This is a genomic window from Iodidimonas sp. SYSU 1G8, assembly GCF_039655775.1.
Lineage (GTDB): Bacteria > Pseudomonadota > Alphaproteobacteria > SMXS01 > SMXS01 > RI-34.
The window spans coordinates 239,940-254,716 of the sequence record NZ_JBBYXJ010000002.1 but is presented as its reverse complement, the minus strand read 5'-3'; the positions used below and the strand labels follow the sequence as shown (position 1 = coordinate 254,716).

19 protein-coding genes and 1 tRNA gene are annotated in these 14,777 nt (G+C 63.6%); 9 read left to right on the top strand and 11 right to left on the bottom strand.

The window, feature by feature from the left end; translation table 11 throughout:
- Window positions 1-8 precede the first annotated feature (8 nt).
- The 3 genes from rlmN to WJU17_RS12265 are packed head-to-tail and all read right to left on the bottom strand — an operon-like array spanning window position 9 to window position 2,273.
- The gene (gene rlmN, locus WJU17_RS12275; RefSeq protein ID WP_346328944.1) at window positions 9-1,169 is read right to left on the bottom strand and encodes a 23S rRNA (adenine(2503)-C(2))-methyltransferase RlmN; all 1,161 of its coding nucleotides are present in this window, start codon (window positions 1,167-1,169) and stop codon (window positions 9-11) included.
- Window positions 1,170-1,174: 5 nt separating this feature from the next.
- Window positions 1,175-1,681 carry an invasion associated locus B family protein gene (locus tag WJU17_RS12270; RefSeq protein WP_346327691.1) on the bottom strand — a complete coding sequence of 169 codons (507 nt, stop codon included), beginning with the start codon at window positions 1,679-1,681 and terminating at the stop codon, window positions 1,175-1,177.
- A gap of 52 nt (window positions 1,682-1,733) precedes the next feature.
- Complete coding sequence (locus tag WJU17_RS12265; RefSeq protein WP_346327690.1) at window positions 1,734-2,273, bottom strand: RNA methyltransferase; 540 nt, start codon at window positions 2,271-2,273, stop codon at window positions 1,734-1,736.
- Between the two features lie 387 nt (window positions 2,274-2,660).
- Here WJU17_RS12265 and WJU17_RS12260 point away from each other — a divergent pair, with 387 nt between their 5' ends.
- The 3 genes from WJU17_RS12260 (at window position 2,661) to WJU17_RS12250 (ending at window position 5,946) form a co-directional block, all read left to right on the top strand.
- The gene (locus WJU17_RS12260; protein ID WP_346327689.1) at window positions 2,661-4,040 is read left to right on the top strand and encodes a hypothetical protein; all 1,380 of its coding nucleotides are present in this window, start codon (window positions 2,661-2,663) and stop codon (window positions 4,038-4,040) included.
- Between the two features lie 152 nt (window positions 4,041-4,192).
- Window positions 4,193-5,095, top strand: a complete 903-nt coding sequence (locus tag WJU17_RS12255; protein ID WP_346327688.1) for a DMT family transporter — start codon at window positions 4,193-4,195, stop codon at window positions 5,093-5,095.
- A gap of 86 nt (window positions 5,096-5,181) precedes the next feature.
- The gene (locus tag WJU17_RS12250) at window positions 5,182-5,946 is read left to right on the top strand and encodes an SDR family NAD(P)-dependent oxidoreductase (protein WP_346327687.1); all 765 of its coding nucleotides are present in this window, start codon (window positions 5,182-5,184) and stop codon (window positions 5,944-5,946) included.
- A 54-nt stretch (window positions 5,947-6,000) separates the two neighbouring features.
- Here WJU17_RS12250 and WJU17_RS12245 read toward each other — a convergent pair whose 3' ends face one another.
- On the bottom strand, window positions 6,001-6,921 hold the full coding sequence (locus WJU17_RS12245; protein ID WP_346327686.1) for an N-formylglutamate amidohydrolase: 921 nt from the start codon (window positions 6,919-6,921) through the stop codon (window positions 6,001-6,003).
- A 161-nt stretch (window positions 6,922-7,082) separates the two neighbouring features.
- Here WJU17_RS12245 and WJU17_RS12240 point away from each other — a divergent pair.
- A tRNA-Val gene (locus WJU17_RS12240) sits at window positions 7,083-7,157 on the top strand.
- A gap of 199 nt (window positions 7,158-7,356) precedes the next feature.
- Window positions 7,357-7,908 (top strand): hypothetical protein, encoded by a 552-nt coding sequence (locus WJU17_RS12235; protein WP_346327685.1) that lies wholly within the window; start codon window positions 7,357-7,359, stop codon window positions 7,906-7,908.
- 189 nt (window positions 7,909-8,097) lie between these two features.
- On the opposite strand, the gene sigJ is transcribed toward WJU17_RS12235, so the two are convergent.
- Complete coding sequence (gene sigJ, locus WJU17_RS12230) at window positions 8,098-8,976, bottom strand: RNA polymerase sigma factor SigJ (RefSeq protein ID WP_346327684.1); 879 nt, start codon at window positions 8,974-8,976, stop codon at window positions 8,098-8,100.
- A gap of 150 nt (window positions 8,977-9,126) precedes the next feature.
- Between sigJ and WJU17_RS12225 the strand changes: the two genes are divergently transcribed.
- Window positions 9,127-9,582: a carboxymuconolactone decarboxylase family protein gene (locus WJU17_RS12225; protein ID WP_346327683.1), complete on the top strand. Its 456-nt coding sequence runs from the start codon at window positions 9,127-9,129 to the stop codon at window positions 9,580-9,582.
- A gap of 163 nt (window positions 9,583-9,745) precedes the next feature.
- On the opposite strand, the gene rpsU is transcribed toward WJU17_RS12225, so the two are convergent.
- Window positions 9,746-9,952 (bottom strand): 30S ribosomal protein S21, encoded by a 207-nt coding sequence (rpsU, locus tag WJU17_RS12220; protein WP_346327682.1) that lies wholly within the window; start codon window positions 9,950-9,952, stop codon window positions 9,746-9,748.
- Window positions 9,953-10,101: 149 nt separating this feature from the next.
- On the opposite strand from rpsU, the gene WJU17_RS12215 reads away from it, so the two are divergent.
- Entirely contained in the window at window positions 10,102-10,776 is a 675-nt protein-coding gene (locus WJU17_RS12215) for a COQ9 family protein (RefSeq protein WP_346327681.1), read from the top strand.
- A 3-nt stretch (window positions 10,777-10,779) separates the two neighbouring features.
- Here the strand turns inward: WJU17_RS12215 and WJU17_RS12210 are convergent, their stop codons facing one another.
- From WJU17_RS12210 to WJU17_RS12200, 3 genes are all read right to left on the bottom strand, one after another.
- Window positions 10,780-11,853, bottom strand: coding sequence for a 5-(carboxyamino)imidazole ribonucleotide synthase (locus tag WJU17_RS12210; protein WP_346327680.1), 1,074 nt, complete (start codon window positions 11,851-11,853; stop codon window positions 10,780-10,782).
- A gap of 4 nt (window positions 11,854-11,857) precedes the next feature.
- A complete protein-coding gene (purE, locus tag WJU17_RS12205; RefSeq protein WP_346327679.1) occupies window positions 11,858-12,352 on the bottom strand; it encodes a 5-(carboxyamino)imidazole ribonucleotide mutase in 495 nt (164 codons plus the stop codon).
- A 68-nt stretch (window positions 12,353-12,420) separates the two neighbouring features.
- Window positions 12,421-12,621, bottom strand: a complete 201-nt coding sequence (locus tag WJU17_RS12200; protein ID WP_346327678.1) for a DUF465 domain-containing protein — start codon at window positions 12,619-12,621, stop codon at window positions 12,421-12,423.
- A gap of 80 nt (window positions 12,622-12,701) precedes the next feature.
- Here WJU17_RS12200 and WJU17_RS12195 point away from each other — a divergent pair, with 80 nt between their 5' ends.
- Complete coding sequence (locus tag WJU17_RS12195; protein WP_346327677.1) at window positions 12,702-13,151, top strand: TIGR02444 family protein; 450 nt, start codon at window positions 12,702-12,704, stop codon at window positions 13,149-13,151.
- On the opposite strand, the gene WJU17_RS12190 is transcribed toward WJU17_RS12195, so the two are convergent.
- The gene (locus tag WJU17_RS12190; protein ID WP_346327676.1) at window positions 13,148-13,732 is read right to left on the bottom strand and encodes a UbiX family flavin prenyltransferase; all 585 of its coding nucleotides are present in this window, start codon (window positions 13,730-13,732) and stop codon (window positions 13,148-13,150) included. The genes WJU17_RS12195 and WJU17_RS12190 overlap by 4 nt on opposite strands.
- A gap of 52 nt (window positions 13,733-13,784) precedes the next feature.
- On the opposite strand from WJU17_RS12190, the gene WJU17_RS12185 reads away from it, so the two are divergent.
- Window positions 13,785-14,000, top strand: coding sequence for a DUF465 domain-containing protein (locus WJU17_RS12185; protein WP_346327675.1), 216 nt, complete (start codon window positions 13,785-13,787; stop codon window positions 13,998-14,000).
- Window positions 14,001-14,109: 109 nt separating this feature from the next.
- Here the strand turns inward: WJU17_RS12185 and WJU17_RS12180 are convergent, their stop codons facing one another.
- Complete coding sequence (locus tag WJU17_RS12180) at window positions 14,110-14,733, bottom strand: cell cycle transcriptional regulator TrcR (RefSeq protein ID WP_346327674.1); 624 nt, start codon at window positions 14,731-14,733, stop codon at window positions 14,110-14,112.
- Between the last annotated feature and the right edge of the window lie 44 nt (window positions 14,734-14,777).

The following is a 14,777-nucleotide window of genomic DNA, read 5'->3' as shown; positions in this document are numbered from 1 at the left end:
GCGTCTCCTCAGGGCATGGGGGTGTTTTCTGGGATGGTTTCCGGCGCGGCCTTCGGAAGGTCGACCTTGCGGACCTTCTCGGACGCGGATTTCAGCTGCCCGCAGGCGGCCATGATGTCGCGCCCGCGCGGCATGCGGATCGGCGCGGAAATGCCCTCGTTGAAGACATATTCCGAGAACGCATGGATCGTGTCCCAGTCCGAGCACTCGAAGGCGGTGCCGGGCCACGGGTTGAACGGGATCAGGTTCACCTTGGCCGGGATGTCGTACTTCTTCAGCAGCCGCACCAGCTCGCGCGCGTCGTCCAAGCTGTCGTTGACGCCCTTGAGCATGGCGTATTCGAAGGTGATGCGCCGCGCGTTGGATACACCGTGATAATTGGCGCAGGCGGTCAGCAGCTCTTCCAGCGGGTATTTGTTGTTGATGGGCATGATCCGGTCGCGCGTCTCGTTGCGCACCGCATGGAGCGACACGGCCAGGTTGACGCCGATCTCCTCGCCGCAGCGGCCCATCATGGGCACCACGCCCGAGGTGGACAGGGTGATGCGCCGCTTGGACAGGGAAATGCCTTCCGGGTCCATGACGATCTTCATGGCCGCCTTGACGTTGTCGAAATTGTAGAGCGGCTCGCCCATGCCCATCAGCACGATGTTGGACAACAGGCGGCCATCTGCCGGGCTGGGCCATTCCCCCAGCGCGTCGCGCGCGATCAGCACCTGGCCGACGATCTCGGCCGCGGTCAGGTTGCGCACCAGTTTCTGGGTGCCGGTATGGCAGAACTTGCAGGTCAGGGTGCAGCCCACCTGGGACGACACGCACAGGGTGCCGCGATCGTCCTCGGGAATGAACACGGCCTCGACCTCGTTGCCGTCATCGAGCCGCACCAGCCATTTGCGGGTGCCGTCCTCGGACAGCAGCGACACGCTGACCTCGGGCCGCCGGATGTCGCAATGCTCGGCGAGCAGGGCGCGCATCTCCTTCGACACGTTGGTCATCATGTCGAATTCAGTGGCGCCGCGATTGTAGAGCCAGTGCCACAGCTGCTGCACGCGCATGCGGGCCTGCTTCTCGGGCACGCCGAGGCCGAGCAGCACGTCGCGCAGTTCGTCACGCGTCAGGCCGGAGAGGTTGATCTTGCCGCTGGCGGCGACCGCCGGGGCTTTCTGCATCATGTTCATTTCACACCACAGGCGTTGGCGGCGGCGCTATAGGCCGCGCTGAACCCGGAAAGGGGATATTCATACGCCGTGTTGTTGCCCTTGGCCGACAGCGCCTTGACCATCATGCTCTGGCCGCCCTTCATGGCCGCGACGATGCGCGCATCGCCCTTGGCGTCATAGGCCCAGGCATCGTTGCCCGACACGAACAGGGTTTCCTTCATGGAGGCGATGGAGGCCACCACATCCGATCCCGGCTTGAGCGCATAGCCGAAGCCGAAGCGCACCTCGTCGCGGATCTGTTTGGCGGGCTTGTGCGAGACCATCATGTAGACGGCGCCGTGGCCCACATCGACCGGCTTGGCATGGGTGGGCACGGTAATGGCATAGCAGACCATCGCCTTGCCCTGGCCCGACGAAAAGGCGTCCCATTGCTGGAAGGTGCCGAGCAGCTTGGGCTGCGCGGCGGCGGCGGGCAGGGCGACGGCGGCCAGCAGGCCCGCCACGAACAACATGGTTTTCATGCACATACCATACGAAATGCCGCCGTTCTTTTCCACGACAACCGATTCCTGCTTACTGTTTGGCCTGAGGTTTCAGACGTGAGATAGGCTCGCCATAGCGATGCTCAAGCAATGGTTCCGGCTCGCCGAGCATGGTGACCGGCCGCGCCGGCCAGCGGCCCAGCATGCGCATGCGGTCATACATCACCACCGCGCCCGCCGTCGCCTGGTTCAGGCAGAAGCTGGTCGGGATGCGGATGACATGGGCGCAGCGCGCCAGCATCTCGGGCGTCAGCGACCCGCGCTCGCGCCCCAGCACATAGGCCGCCTGGCGCGGATGCGCGAAACTGGGTAGATCCACCGCGTCCTCGGTCAGCTCGACGCCGACCAGCACGCAGCGGGCCGGCAGCATGATGGTATCGACGGACTCGAAGGCATAGAGCGGCACTTCCTTGTCGGTGCGGCTGGTGTCGGAGAAGGTGTCGTCCTTGTTGTAGTCGCGCCCGACCGTGAACAGGAAACTGGCGCCGAACCCATGCGCGGTGCGCATCAGGTTGCCCAGATTGCCAGACTTGTCGCCGCTCTCGACCCCGATCCCGAAATACCCGCGCATCCGCTCCACCCTGGCCCGAAAAGGTCCGGAATGGCGCGGCTTATACAGGGAGTGAGGCGGCGGCGCAAATCGGGGAGAACGCAGCGTGAATAGGGTTGATTTTAAATGCCGGAGTGCCACCAAAAACCGTTAGGCAGTACGTTGCAGGCGGCAACGAAGATTTTTGCCGTGGGTGCGAGGCTTTATTCTAGTCGTAAGAATGAAAAAAGGCGAGGATTAGCGCTACACCCTTCCATTGACACAACTTAGAAATTTCTCGCGGTAAATGGTTTTTAGCCCGAGAGCACTAGATGCGCCGCTAAATATAAGGTCAATGGCGGTTCTGGAAGCGATGGTACCGAAATGATGCGCAACGCAATATACAGACGCAGCGAATGAAGACAGTAGATGAATGAGGACCTGGCGAGAAACGGAGTGCTGTTCGACCGCAGTTTACTTCACGCTGGCGCGGCGGCTGCGTTGGATCGAGACGGCACGAATCTGCTCTCAGCAAGGCAGGTTGGCAACGTAACCAGCACCATGTCTCCCTTTCCCAGCCGTCGTCGACCCGCCGCCACGATTACAGAGGCTGATCTTGTCGGTGAACCTATGATGGCATGGACCGATCTGTCAGGCCGCACGGTCGGTCGGTACTTCGTTCAGGACGGTCGGCTCGTTGCCCTGCGCGAAGAGGGCTACATGCAACTTCGCCGCCTGACAGAGAAAGTGCTGCGCACCAAGCCCTTTGCTTCCAAAATATCGTCGACGTTCATCGAGGAGGAAACGTTTCGCTGGTGGCGGTCGACACTACGCGGCCAGACCGACACACCGCTATCGGGGCACCTCCTAGAAGTCGCCGAGGCTGCGGTTGCACGCCATTCCATTCTGATCCCTCTAGCAAACATCGAGATTGAAAGTCCCTTTCAGCTAGGAGACGTGCTCGTCACCCCGATGCACGGCTTACCCTTCGAACGATTCGGTGACGCCGCAATCCAGAACTGTCCGAGCCGAGCGAACGCTATGCTCGCCGCCAGGGCAGAGCTGAGACGGAACTATGGGCACCTCACTGGCGTGCAGATTAATGTCGTCGGCGACCTCGACTACGCTCGCGAGCGGGCCCGCGACATTGGCTTCGACATGGCCGACGTACTCCGACTTATGTCGCCCGCAGGGGCAACTTGGAACATCGTTTTTCCATGCCTACCCCACGGCTGCGAATACATGCCATCCACGACCGTCATTGAAATGCGCAGTGGGGAACTAGGGACCATCTCGACGGGATTGCTGAACATCGGCATATTTCAGTGGAAGCTGACGATCGCCGAGCTCGACGAACTGATGAAGGCAGGATTTCACCGCTGCGCGGCTTTCTTCTCAGGGCGCGATCTCACTGGCTTCGAGCGTCGGGTAAAGACGGCCGTTTCAGCATATTCACGGGGAATCGCATCCCACGACCAACGTGATAGGTTAGTCTACGCTATGTCGGCTGCGGAGCACCTGCTGTTGCGCGACTCCAACGAACCCATTCAAGCTAGCGTCGGCGACCGAATTGCATTTCTAATTGCCAAAGATGTCGATGAACGCCAGCACATAGTGGCTAATTTCAGGAAAGCCTATAGCGCCCGGTCACGGCAGGTGCATCACCTTGCGACCGTAGATGACGAAGAGACCTTTTCGACCTTCTTCCACAATATGTGGCTCACGATGCTCACGGTGATCACGACTATGCACCGTTACAAAGAGCAAGTTGATTTCCTCGCCGACCTCGATCGTATGAAATACCGCTGATAAACTTTGCGATAGAATGGCAGAGCACTTGGACGGGCCATCTACAGCTAATGGAATGGAGAGGTTTATCGCTTAACAGCTGCAACGGGCACAAATCGCTTTAACACAAGCTTCCGCTTTCCAGTATCGCTTGTTCCCCCTAACCTCCGCCCATGCCGACATTCGCCCGTCTTTCCCGCACGGCGCAGGCCGTTGTGTTCATGATCTGCGCCAGCGCGACCATCTCGCTGCTGTGGGCGGCGCTGCGCGTGGGGTCGGAGACCATGCACCCGATCTACATGGTGTTCTGGCGCTCGTTCCTGGGGGCGGTGGTGCTGCTGCCGCTGCTGATGCGCACTGGCATCGGGTCGCTGCGCACGCGGCGGCTGCCGCTGCACACGCTGCGCAGCCTGTGCAGTCTGACGGCCATGGTCGGCATCTTCTATTCCATCGCCCACGTGCCGCTGGCGCAGGGCATGGCGATCAACTATTCCGCGCCGCTGTTCGCCACGCTGGGCGCGGCGCTGCTGCTGGGCGAGACGCTGCACCAGCGGCGCGTCGTCGCGCTGCTGATCGGTTTCGCCGGCATGTTGCTGGTGGTACGGCCGGGTTTCCAGGAAGTGCATCTGGGCATCCTGGCGGCGCTGGTGGGCGCGCTGGGCATGGCGAGCGCTCTTCTGTGCGTCAAGAAGCTGTCGGCCACGGAGTCCACGCCCACCATCATCTTCTATGGCAACACCCTCTGCCTGCCCATCGGACTGCTGCTGGCGCTGAACCACTGGCAGCCCATGACCTGGCACAATTTCGGCGTGCTGGCGGTGATCGGCGTGCTGTCGACCACGGCGCAGACCTTCCTGACCCGGGCGCTCACCCTGGCCGACGCGGGCGCGGTGCTGCCCATGGATTTCCTGCGCCTCGTGTTCGTCACCCTGCTGGGCGTGATGCTGTTCGACGAAACCCCCGACGCGCTGACCTGGGCGGGCGCCGGCCTGATCCTGGCCAGCACGGTCTATATCGCCCGGCGCGAGGCACGCCAGCGCAAGGCGGCGGCAACGGCCCCGAAAGCGGCGGAATAGCGGCCGCCCCGCGCCTCGACTCCGCCCGCACCCTGTGCTAAATCGCCTTCCGCACCGATACCCAATCAAAAAAAGAGGATGAGAGAATGGATGTGAACGGGGTTGCCGCCATCATCACCGGCGGCGCGTCTGGTCTGGGCCGCGCGACCGCCGAAGCGCTGATCGCCAAGGGCGCCAAGGTCACCATTTTCGACGTGAACGAAGCCGCCGGTGAAGCCGCCGCCAAGGAAATCGGCGCCGTCTTCGCCAAGGTCGACGTGACCAGCGAGGAAAGCGTCATCGCCGGTCTCGACAAGGGCAAGGCCGCGCACGGCCAGGACGCCCGCATCCTGATCAACTGCGCCGGCGTGGCCGACGCGGGCAAGACCGTCGCCAAGGGCGAGCCCCATTCGCTGGCCGTCTATACCAAGGTCATCAACATCAACCTGATCGGCACGTTCAACTGCATCCGCCTGGCGGCCGCGCGCATGACCCAGATGGAGCCGCTGACCGATGGCGAGCGCGGCGTGATCGTCAACACCGCCTCCGTCGCCGCGTTCGAGGGCCAGATCGGCCAGGTCGCCTATGCCTCGTCCAAGGGCGGCGTGGTGTCCATGACCCTGACCGTGGCCCGCGACCTGTCACGCGACGGCGTGCGCTGCTGCACCATCGCGCCGGGCCTGTTCATCACCCCGATGCTGAAGGGCCTGCCGCAGGCCGTCCAGGATTCGCTGGGCGCCACCGTGCCGTTCCCCTCGCGTCTGGGCGATCCGTCCGAATATGCCAAGACCGTGCTGTTCATCTGCGACAATCCCATGGTCAATGGCGAGACCATCCGTCTCGACGGCGCGCTGCGCATGGCGCCGAAGTGACCGGCTGAGATCATCCGATGGGAAAGGGGCCTGCGCGGCCCCTTTTTCTTGTCTTCAGAGCGGGCGAAGCACGTCCAGCGGCAGGCGCGACAGCGCATTGATCAGCACGCCGATGGCGTCGCGCAGCCGGTCGAAGCCGTCGGCACGGCCCATGGTCGTCTCGTCCATGTACAGCGCGCGGCTGATCTCGATCTGCAGCGCGTGGCGCCCCTCGCGCGGCACGCCGTAATGGCGGGTGTTGTAGCCGCCGGAATAGGGATCGTTGCGCACCACGCGGTAGCCTTCCCCGCTCAGCGCCTCCTGGGCGGCGGCCACCACTTCCATGCTGCAGCTTCGGCCATAGCGGTCGCCGAGGATGAAGTCGGGCGCGGGGCCGCCGGTCTTCAGCGGCATGTCGCCCCAGCTGGCGCCGCTGGATGGCATGGAATGGCAGTCGATCAGCACGGCGCAGCCGAACTGGTCCCGCGTGCGCTCGAGCAGGCGGCTCAGCGTCTGGTGATAGGGGGTGTAGACCATGGCCACACGCCGTTCCGCCTCGGTGAACGGCAGGCGGTCGCGGTAGATGGCGGTGCCGCTGGCGACGACGCGGGCGATGGTGCCCAGCCCGGCCGCGACGCGGCCCGATCGGGCGTTGACGAAGTCGGGCAGCGGGCCATCGAACATGTCCGGGTCCAGCTCCCACGCCTCGCGGTTCACGTCCAGATAGGCGCGGGCGTAGACGGCCTGCAACAGCGGCGCGCCATGGCCGGGCGCGGCCGCGAACAGCTCGTCCACATACGCGTCTTCGGACGCGCGCAGGGTGTGCGGATCGAGCTGCGAGGCGGCGATGAAATCGGCCGGATAGTGGCGGCCGCTGTGCGGCGAGGAAAACACCAGCGGCAGGGTCTGCCGCGCCGGTTCGGCGACGACGCAGGCCGGAAGCGCGGTGTCCGGCGCGGCGTCCAGGGTTTTCAGGGCGGGTTCGCTCGGGGTCATCGGTCTGTCATCCGGCTGAGGGGCGTGCCTCCGGCAAGACACGACGGTCGGTAATTATGACGCTTTTTGTCCGCCGGGCAACCGATGCGAATTTCACCGCGATGGCTGTAACAGAACCCTTGCACCGTCAGGCTTTTTGCTTATAGTCCGCGCCGACCCGGGGGCGCATAGCTCAGTGGTAGAGCACTACGTTGACATCGTAGGGGTCGCAAGTTCGAACCTTGCTGCGCCCACCATCTTCCCCCTGACATCGCTGCATAGTTCATCTTCCTCTACGAAGATCGATGCGTTTTGGGGTCGTAACCGGATCGCAAGCCAGTAAAGCTCACAGTTTTTGGTAGATGCTTGCGGCCTGACTGTGAGGCTTCGCTACGAGTGGAAAGCGGCCATTTTCTGTGGCAGGTTGACTGTGCTCAGTTACGGAGATCGCAGTTGATGAGACGCTCATTTATTGCTGGATTATTGGCTGTATTCGGCATCCGAAAAGTGGGTGCCGTGGCAGCGACTGCAAAGTTTCCACCGATGCCTGCTTGGCAACCATCCTTTAGCCAGCCCCTTGATCGAGTTGTCGATCGAATCTCATACTACTCAGATCGAGAGAGAGACTTTGTTGTTTTTAGCAATGGTACCTCTGTGATCTTAGAAGATGGGTTGTCTGACGCTGAAGCTAAAGCGGTTTCACTAAAGGTGCTGTCAGATATTTTAAATTATCATCCTGACATGAGCCCTACGCCGATGGATGATGGCAACATTCTCGTTAGCTACAACCATCCGGCCGCTAACGTGGTTCTTCTGGATGTGGCAAAAGCGCACTGGACGGAGATTGAAGATCGGCATCTCGACGGGCTTACAGAGTCCGAGATTCTGTATACTCCCCTCGGGCCGAACAAGTTCGATGACTTTGGTAAGCAAGCTCTTTTAGGCCGAGCATACCTGTTCATGGATGCTCAAGCCCCAGTTATATCGTTAATCCATCGCCATACCTGACCCTCAGCATTCATTGAGACACGGGCCGGCTGCTACTTTCCGAGAGAGGTATCCGGTGAGCATCAAGCCAATTCGCCATTTCCAAACACGCTTCAGTGCGCCCTGCAAACGCGATCGCCTCATTGCGTAAGCCTTCAGCTACCCGCCTTAGCTCGTGAAACAGCGCTTCGGGGATGCCGGGCGGACCTGTCACGCTGCCGGCGATTTAAGTTCTTCGATATGCGTCAGCTTATCTGGATTTCTGACGATGTAGATCGCACGGATCCGGCCGTTGCGGATATCAAGGGCGGTCGTCTGCAGCACGTCCCCACGCTCGATACTGATATAGCCCGGAAGACCGTCGATGGTCGCGGTCCGAAGCAGGGTCGCAGGCCGAACGGCCTTGCGCCTCACGCCGGTAAACAGGCGCAGCGCGCGCTCGACTCCGCGAATGACGTTGCGGGCGGCGAGCACTTTGCCGCCGCCGTCAGCATGAATTTCCACGTCCCGGGCCAACAGCTCTGAAAGCGCGGCGGTATCGCCATCGCGCGCCGCCGCGAAGAAGGCGCGTGCAAGCCGTTCGGCTTCAGCAGCTTCAATGACGTACCTCGGACGCGAATCTTGGACGTGCTTGCGAGCACGTGAGGCCAACTGGCGCACGGCGGCGGGCTCGCGACCGAGCGCCCCGGCGACGTCACCGAGCGCCACGCCGAAGATGTCGTGGAGCAGGAAGGCAGCGCGCTCGAGCGGCGAAAGCCGTTCCATCGCGAGCATGAGAGTCGTGGTGATGTCGTCGGCGATCATCTCGGCAGGCTCGACCGCATCGATCAGCGGCTCCGGCAACCAGGGGCCTATGTAGGTCTCGCGCCGCGCGCGGGCGGACTTCAGCCGGTCGAGGCAGAGGCGCGTGACCACGCGCGTGAGATAGGCCGCCGGCGTATCGATGCTGGCTTTGGCGGTCGCGAAGCGTAACCAGGCGTCCTGCACGACATCTTGTGCGTCGCTGATCGACCCGAGCATCCTGTAGCCGAGCCTTTCGAGGCGTCTGCGCTCGCGCTCGAAATCAGCGATTCTCTGATCCTGCTCCATCTAAACATCCCATATCGCCGCCATCCAGGCGGGTGACGAGCCAGGCGGCCCTGATGTGACATCACCGAAAGCGGCTGGAAGAAACTTTCCCATGTCACACCCGAACCTGTTGCCTCGTCATTCACGGAGGCGCCTATCGAGGAAAGCATCATGACCGCGACCGTACGTCTAAACTGGACTGACCTGGCACCCGATGGCGCGAAAGCGCTATTCGCCGTTCACCGCTACATTACCCATGAGACTGGTCTGCCCGAGGAGTTGATCCATCTCGTCTTCCTGCGCGTCTCGCAGATCAATGGCTGCGCGCATTGTATCGATATGCATACCCGCGACCTGCTCAAGACCATGGCCGCCGACAAGGTTGCGCTCGTACCGGTATGGGCGGAAGTGCCCCACCTGTTCCCCGATCAATATCGCGCGGCGCTCGCCTGGGCCGAGGAGGTCACGCTGATCAGCGCGACTCATGCATCGGACGAGGCGTATGCCGCGGCCGCCGCAGCGTTCGAGCCGAAGGATCTGGTCGACCTTACCATCACGATCGCGACGATGAATGCCTTCAACCGGCTTGGCGCGCCGTTTCGTCTACCGGTCAAGGCAAAGCCCTGACGACATGTACACCCTGATCGGCCGGTCGCAAGCGGGCCGGCCGATCGAGGACTGACATCACGCGTTCGCGCTTTTGCCGTGCGCTTCGCCGTCGATGTCGCGGACCCCAGAAACACGAAAGCCGCCCATCGGGCGGCTTTTCGATTCGCCGTGAGGCGACGGCTTATACCGAACCGTCGCGCTCGGCGCGCTTGCGCTCCAGCTTGCGGGCGCGGCGGATGGCCGTGGCGTGCTCGCGGGCGCGGCGCTCGGACGGCTTTTCGTAGAAACGGCGCAGCTTCATCTCGCGGTAGATACCTTCGCGCTGCATCTTCTTCTTCAGGGCGCGCAGCGCCTGATCGACGTTATTGTCACGAACGGAAACCTGCACGTTCTCTCCTGTGGCTGTTGCGACCGATAGGCCGGCATATAGGTTTTTCGCCAGCATCTTCCAGCCAGCAAGGTGGCGCGTATGTAGCACTTCGCAATTGCCTTGTGAAGCCCTTTGACCCGGAAAGCCGCAGGAACCATATTGAAATCATGACCGAGACAGCCCCCCATCCCCTCGACGCCACCCGCGCCAGCCTGCTGGCCGCCGCGCTGCCCCACATTCCGTTCGACGGATGGAGCCTGATCAGCCTGAACAAGGCCGCCCGCGATCTGGGCATCGAGCCTGGCGCGGCCGCCATGGCCTTTCCCGGCGGCCCGGCCGATCTGCTCGACCTCCATGCCCGCGAGGCCGATTCGCGCATGCTGGCGCAGGCCGAGTCCCTCGACATTGCCTCGATGCGCATGCGCGACCGCATCCGCGCCGTGGTGCGCGCCCGCTTCGACGCGGTGGCCGAGCACAGGGAGGCCGAGCGCCGCGCCTTGGGCTTCGTGGCCCTGCCGCAGAACGCGCCGCAGGGCGCGCGCATGCTGATGCGTACCGTGGATCTGATGTGGCGCGCGGCGGGCGACATATCGACCGATTTCAGCTTCTACACCAAGCGAGCCACGCTGGCCGGCGTCTATTCCAGCACCATGCTGTACTGGATGGCCGATTCGTCCGAGGACAGCGCCGAAACCTGGGCGTTCCTCGACCGGCGGATCGAGGACGTGATGACTGTGGAGAAGGCCAAGGCCCGCGCCAGAGCGCGGCTGAAGGACACGCCGAGCCTGGCGTCGCTGCTGGCGCGCCTGCGCTATCCGGGCGAGGCCCGGATGAAGCCCTGAGCCTCAGTCGTCGAGCGGGAAGATCTGGGTGACATGGCCCATCTTGCGGCCTGGCCGGGCTTCGGCCTTGCCGTAAAGATGCACGGTGGTCTGAGGCTGCGCCTCCCATTCCGGCACCTTGTCGATGTCATCGCCGATCAGATTGGTCATCACCGCCCGGTGCGTCTGGGTCGTCTGGCCCAGCGGCAGACCGCAGATGGCGCGGATGTGATTCTCGAACTGGCTGGTCTTGCACGCCTCGATGGTCCAGTGGCCCGAATTGTGGACGCGCGGCGCGATCTCGTTGACCAGAAGTCCGCCATCGACCGTCTCGAACATCTCCACCGTCAGCACGCCGATATAGTCTAGTCCCTCGGCGATCTTGCTGGCGATGGTCTGGGCGCGCTGCTCCAGCCGGTCGGAAATCTCGGCCGGGGCGAGGGTGCGGAACAGGATGTGGTTGCGGTGTTCGTTCTCGACCACCGGATAGAACAGGATCGCGCCGGAGGCGCCGCGCACGCAGATGATCGACAGCTCGCGGGTAAATTCGACGAAGGCCTCGATGATCGAGGGCTGGCCCATCATTTCCGCGTGGGCGCGGCCCATCTCGCGCCGCTCGCGGATCAGCACCTGTCCCTTGCCGTCATAGCCGCCGCGCTGGGTCTTGAGCACGCACGGAAAGCCCAGCAGGGGCGCCTCGGCGACCAGATCGTCAAGCAGCTGCACGGCGGCGAAGGGCGTGGTCGGCACGCCAATGCGGTTGAGGAAGGTCTTTTCGTCCAGCCGGTTCTGCGAGGTCTTGAGCGCCGGGGCCGATGGCTGCACCGGCTTGTCCTTGCTGGCGAACAGCACGGTCTGGATCGGGATGTTCTCGAACTCGTAGGTCATCACGTCGACCTTGTCCGCGAATTCCTTCAGCGCCTCTTCCCGCTTGTAGGGCGCGACAATGGTCTCGTCGGCCACCTGCGAGGCGGGGCTATCGGTTTCGGGCGTCAGGACGACGGTGCGGTAGCCCAGTTTCTTCGCGGCCTGGGCCAGCATGCGGCCAAGCTGGCCGCCGCCCAGGATGCCGACCGTGCCGCCGGGAGCGATGCGCATCGGTTCAGGCCTCGTCGGTGGGTTCGAACGCGACGGACTGGGTCTGCGCCTGGCGCCACGCCTCGAGCTTGCGGGCAACCTCGACGTCCAGCAGGGCGACGACGCTGGCCGACAGCAGGCCGGCGTTCTTGGCGCCCGCGGGGCCGATGGCCAGGGTGCCGACCGGCACGCCGCCGGGCATCTGGACGATCGACAGCAGACTGTCGAGGCCCTTCAGCATCTTCGATTCGACCGGGACGCCGAACACGGGAAGGATGGTCATTGCCGCCGCCATGCCCGGCAGGTGCGCCGCACCACCCGCGCCGGCGATGATCGCCTTCAGGCCGCGGCTGCGCGCCGACTTGGCGTAATCCACCAGGCGGTCCGGCGTGCGGTGCGCCGAGACGATGCGGGTTTCAAAGGCGACGCCCAGCACGTCGAGGATGTCGGCGGCATGTTTCATGGTGGGCCAGTCCGACTGGCTGCCCATGATGATACCGACCTGCGGCGTGTCCGCCATCGCGTTGCCTTCCTCCGGAAAAGCGCGGGATTATAGGCGGGAATCCGCCGGGGGCAAGCACGCCATGGTCATGCGATGATATCGGGCATGAGCTCGCTGCGGACTTTCGATATCTGGTCCTTGAGGGCAAGCTTGCGCTTCTTCAGCCGCTGTACGCGAATCTGATCCACATGGGCCTGCGCTTGCAGGGCCAGGATCGATGCGTCCAGATCGCTGTGTTCAATCTCCAACTGGGCCAGTTTGGCTTCCAGCGCCGTTCGATCGATCATCGTGCCGGTAATGTCTGAGAGGTCCCGTTCCCCGCTATGATAACAGGGGAACGGCAAATATGAGAGGATTTAGCGCGCCCATGACCGCCGCTTCGCGCTTTTGGGACTTTTCGGTCCGATTATACGGGCGCCCCGGCGTCGAGGACGCCTGCCTGAGCCTGCAGGATGACTTTGGCGCCGACGTCAACATGGTGCTGTTCTGCCTGTGGCGCGGCCCGCTCAGCGTCGCCGCGCTGGACGACGCGCTGGCGGCGGCGCGTCCGGTACGCGAGGGGTGCGTAGTCCCGCTGCGCCGCCTGCGCCGGGCGCTGTCGCGGGACGGCGACGAGGCGGCGCTGCGCCGGGCCGTCAAGGCGGCCGAACTGGAGGCGGAACGGCTGGCGCAGGCAAGGCTGGCCGCGACCGTACCGGACGATACTCCGCCGGACCCGGCGGCCGCCCGGGACAATCTGGCGCTGTACGCGGAGCGTCTGCGGGCCGACCGGACGGCATTCCTCGCCGCGGCGGCCCCCTTGCTGGCCGCGCTTTAGGAAGTCGTGGACCCGTCGCGCCAGCGATGGGCCAGATCGTTGTCGATCCCGAACAGGTCGAGCAATCGGCCCACGGAATGATCGACGATGTCCTGAACGCTCAAAGGCCCGGGATAGAACGCCGGCAAGGGCGGCGCGATCACCGCGCCCATCTCGGCCAGCGCCGCCATGGTGCGCAGATGGCCCAGATGCAGCGGCGATTCGCGCACCAGCAGCACGAGGCGGCGGCGTTCCTTCAGCACCACATCGGCGGCGCGGGTCAGCAGGCTCGAGGTGACACCGGTGGCGATCTCGGACATGGACCGGACCGAACAGGGCGCGATGGCCATGCCCATGGACCGGAACGAGCCGGAGGCGATGGCCGCGCCCACATCGGCGACGGGGTAGTGCCGGTCGGCGAGGGCACGCACATCGGCGGGTTTGAGTTCGGTCTCGTATCCCAGCGTCATCTCCGCCGCCCGGGACATGACCAGATGGGATTCGACGTCGGCGGTGCGCAGCGCCCGCAGCAGGGTGACGCCGTAGATCACGCCCGACGCGCCGCTGATTCCCACCACGAGTTTGCGATCTGGACTGGACAACGCACGCTCCCGCCCTAGGCGAAGATTAGAATCGTTCTTCCGTGACTCTTCGATGAAAGCCGTGCTGTACTATACGGGTTGTATCGAACAGAAGGAGCTTTTGATGACCACAGAGGCGCACGTTTCGGCACTCGAATCAAAGCATCACCGTCTCGAGACCCAGATCGATGGCGAACTCCATCGCCCCTCGCCGGACCAATCCCGGCTCACCTCGCTGAAGCGAGAAAAACTCCGTATCAAGGAAGAAATCTCCCGCCTCCAGGACTAGGAGGGTCCGCCGAAGCCCGTGCTTCGGCAGTCTCGCCCCTGACAGGCGGCGTATCGTCTTGCCCGCCGCGCGGCTTCCTTCGGGCAGCCGCGTCGCGGGTTACGACGGCTCAGTCGAAGTTGATGTCGGGCTGCGGCAGGGATCCCAGATCCACATAGGGCTGCTCGCCCATGCCGGCGGGCGTACCCTCCGGCTGCGCCGGGCGGAGCTTTTCCAGACGCGCCGCCGCCGAACGGATGGCCTCGTCCAGCTCGACCTGACTGCACAGACCCAGCGTCACCGGGTCGGTCGGCTTCAGATTGGCCATGTTCCAGTGCGTCCGGTTGCGGATCGAGGCAATGGTCGGCTTGGTGGTGCCGATGAGCTTGCCAACCTGCGCATCGGTCAGTTCCGGATGGAACTTCACCAGCCAGGCGATGGCGTCCGGGCGATCCTGACGCTTGGACACCGGCGTATAACGCGGGCCCTTGCGCTTCTTGGCTTCCGGGATGACCGGCTGGTTCAGCTTCAGCACACCCGTCGGGTGGGCTTCGCAGCGGGCGATCTCTTCCTTGGTCAGCTGGCCATTGCCGACCGGGTCCAGGCCGACGATGTTCTGCGCCACTTCACCGTCGGCGATGCCCTGGACTTCCAGCTCGTGCAGGCCGCAGAAATCGGCGATCTGACGGAACGTCAGCTTGGTGTTGTCGACCAGCCAGACGGCGGTTGCCTTCGGCATCAACGGTAGGTTCATCAATAGTCTCCTGCGCGCCGTACTGGCGCCGACCTGAAGTCAAG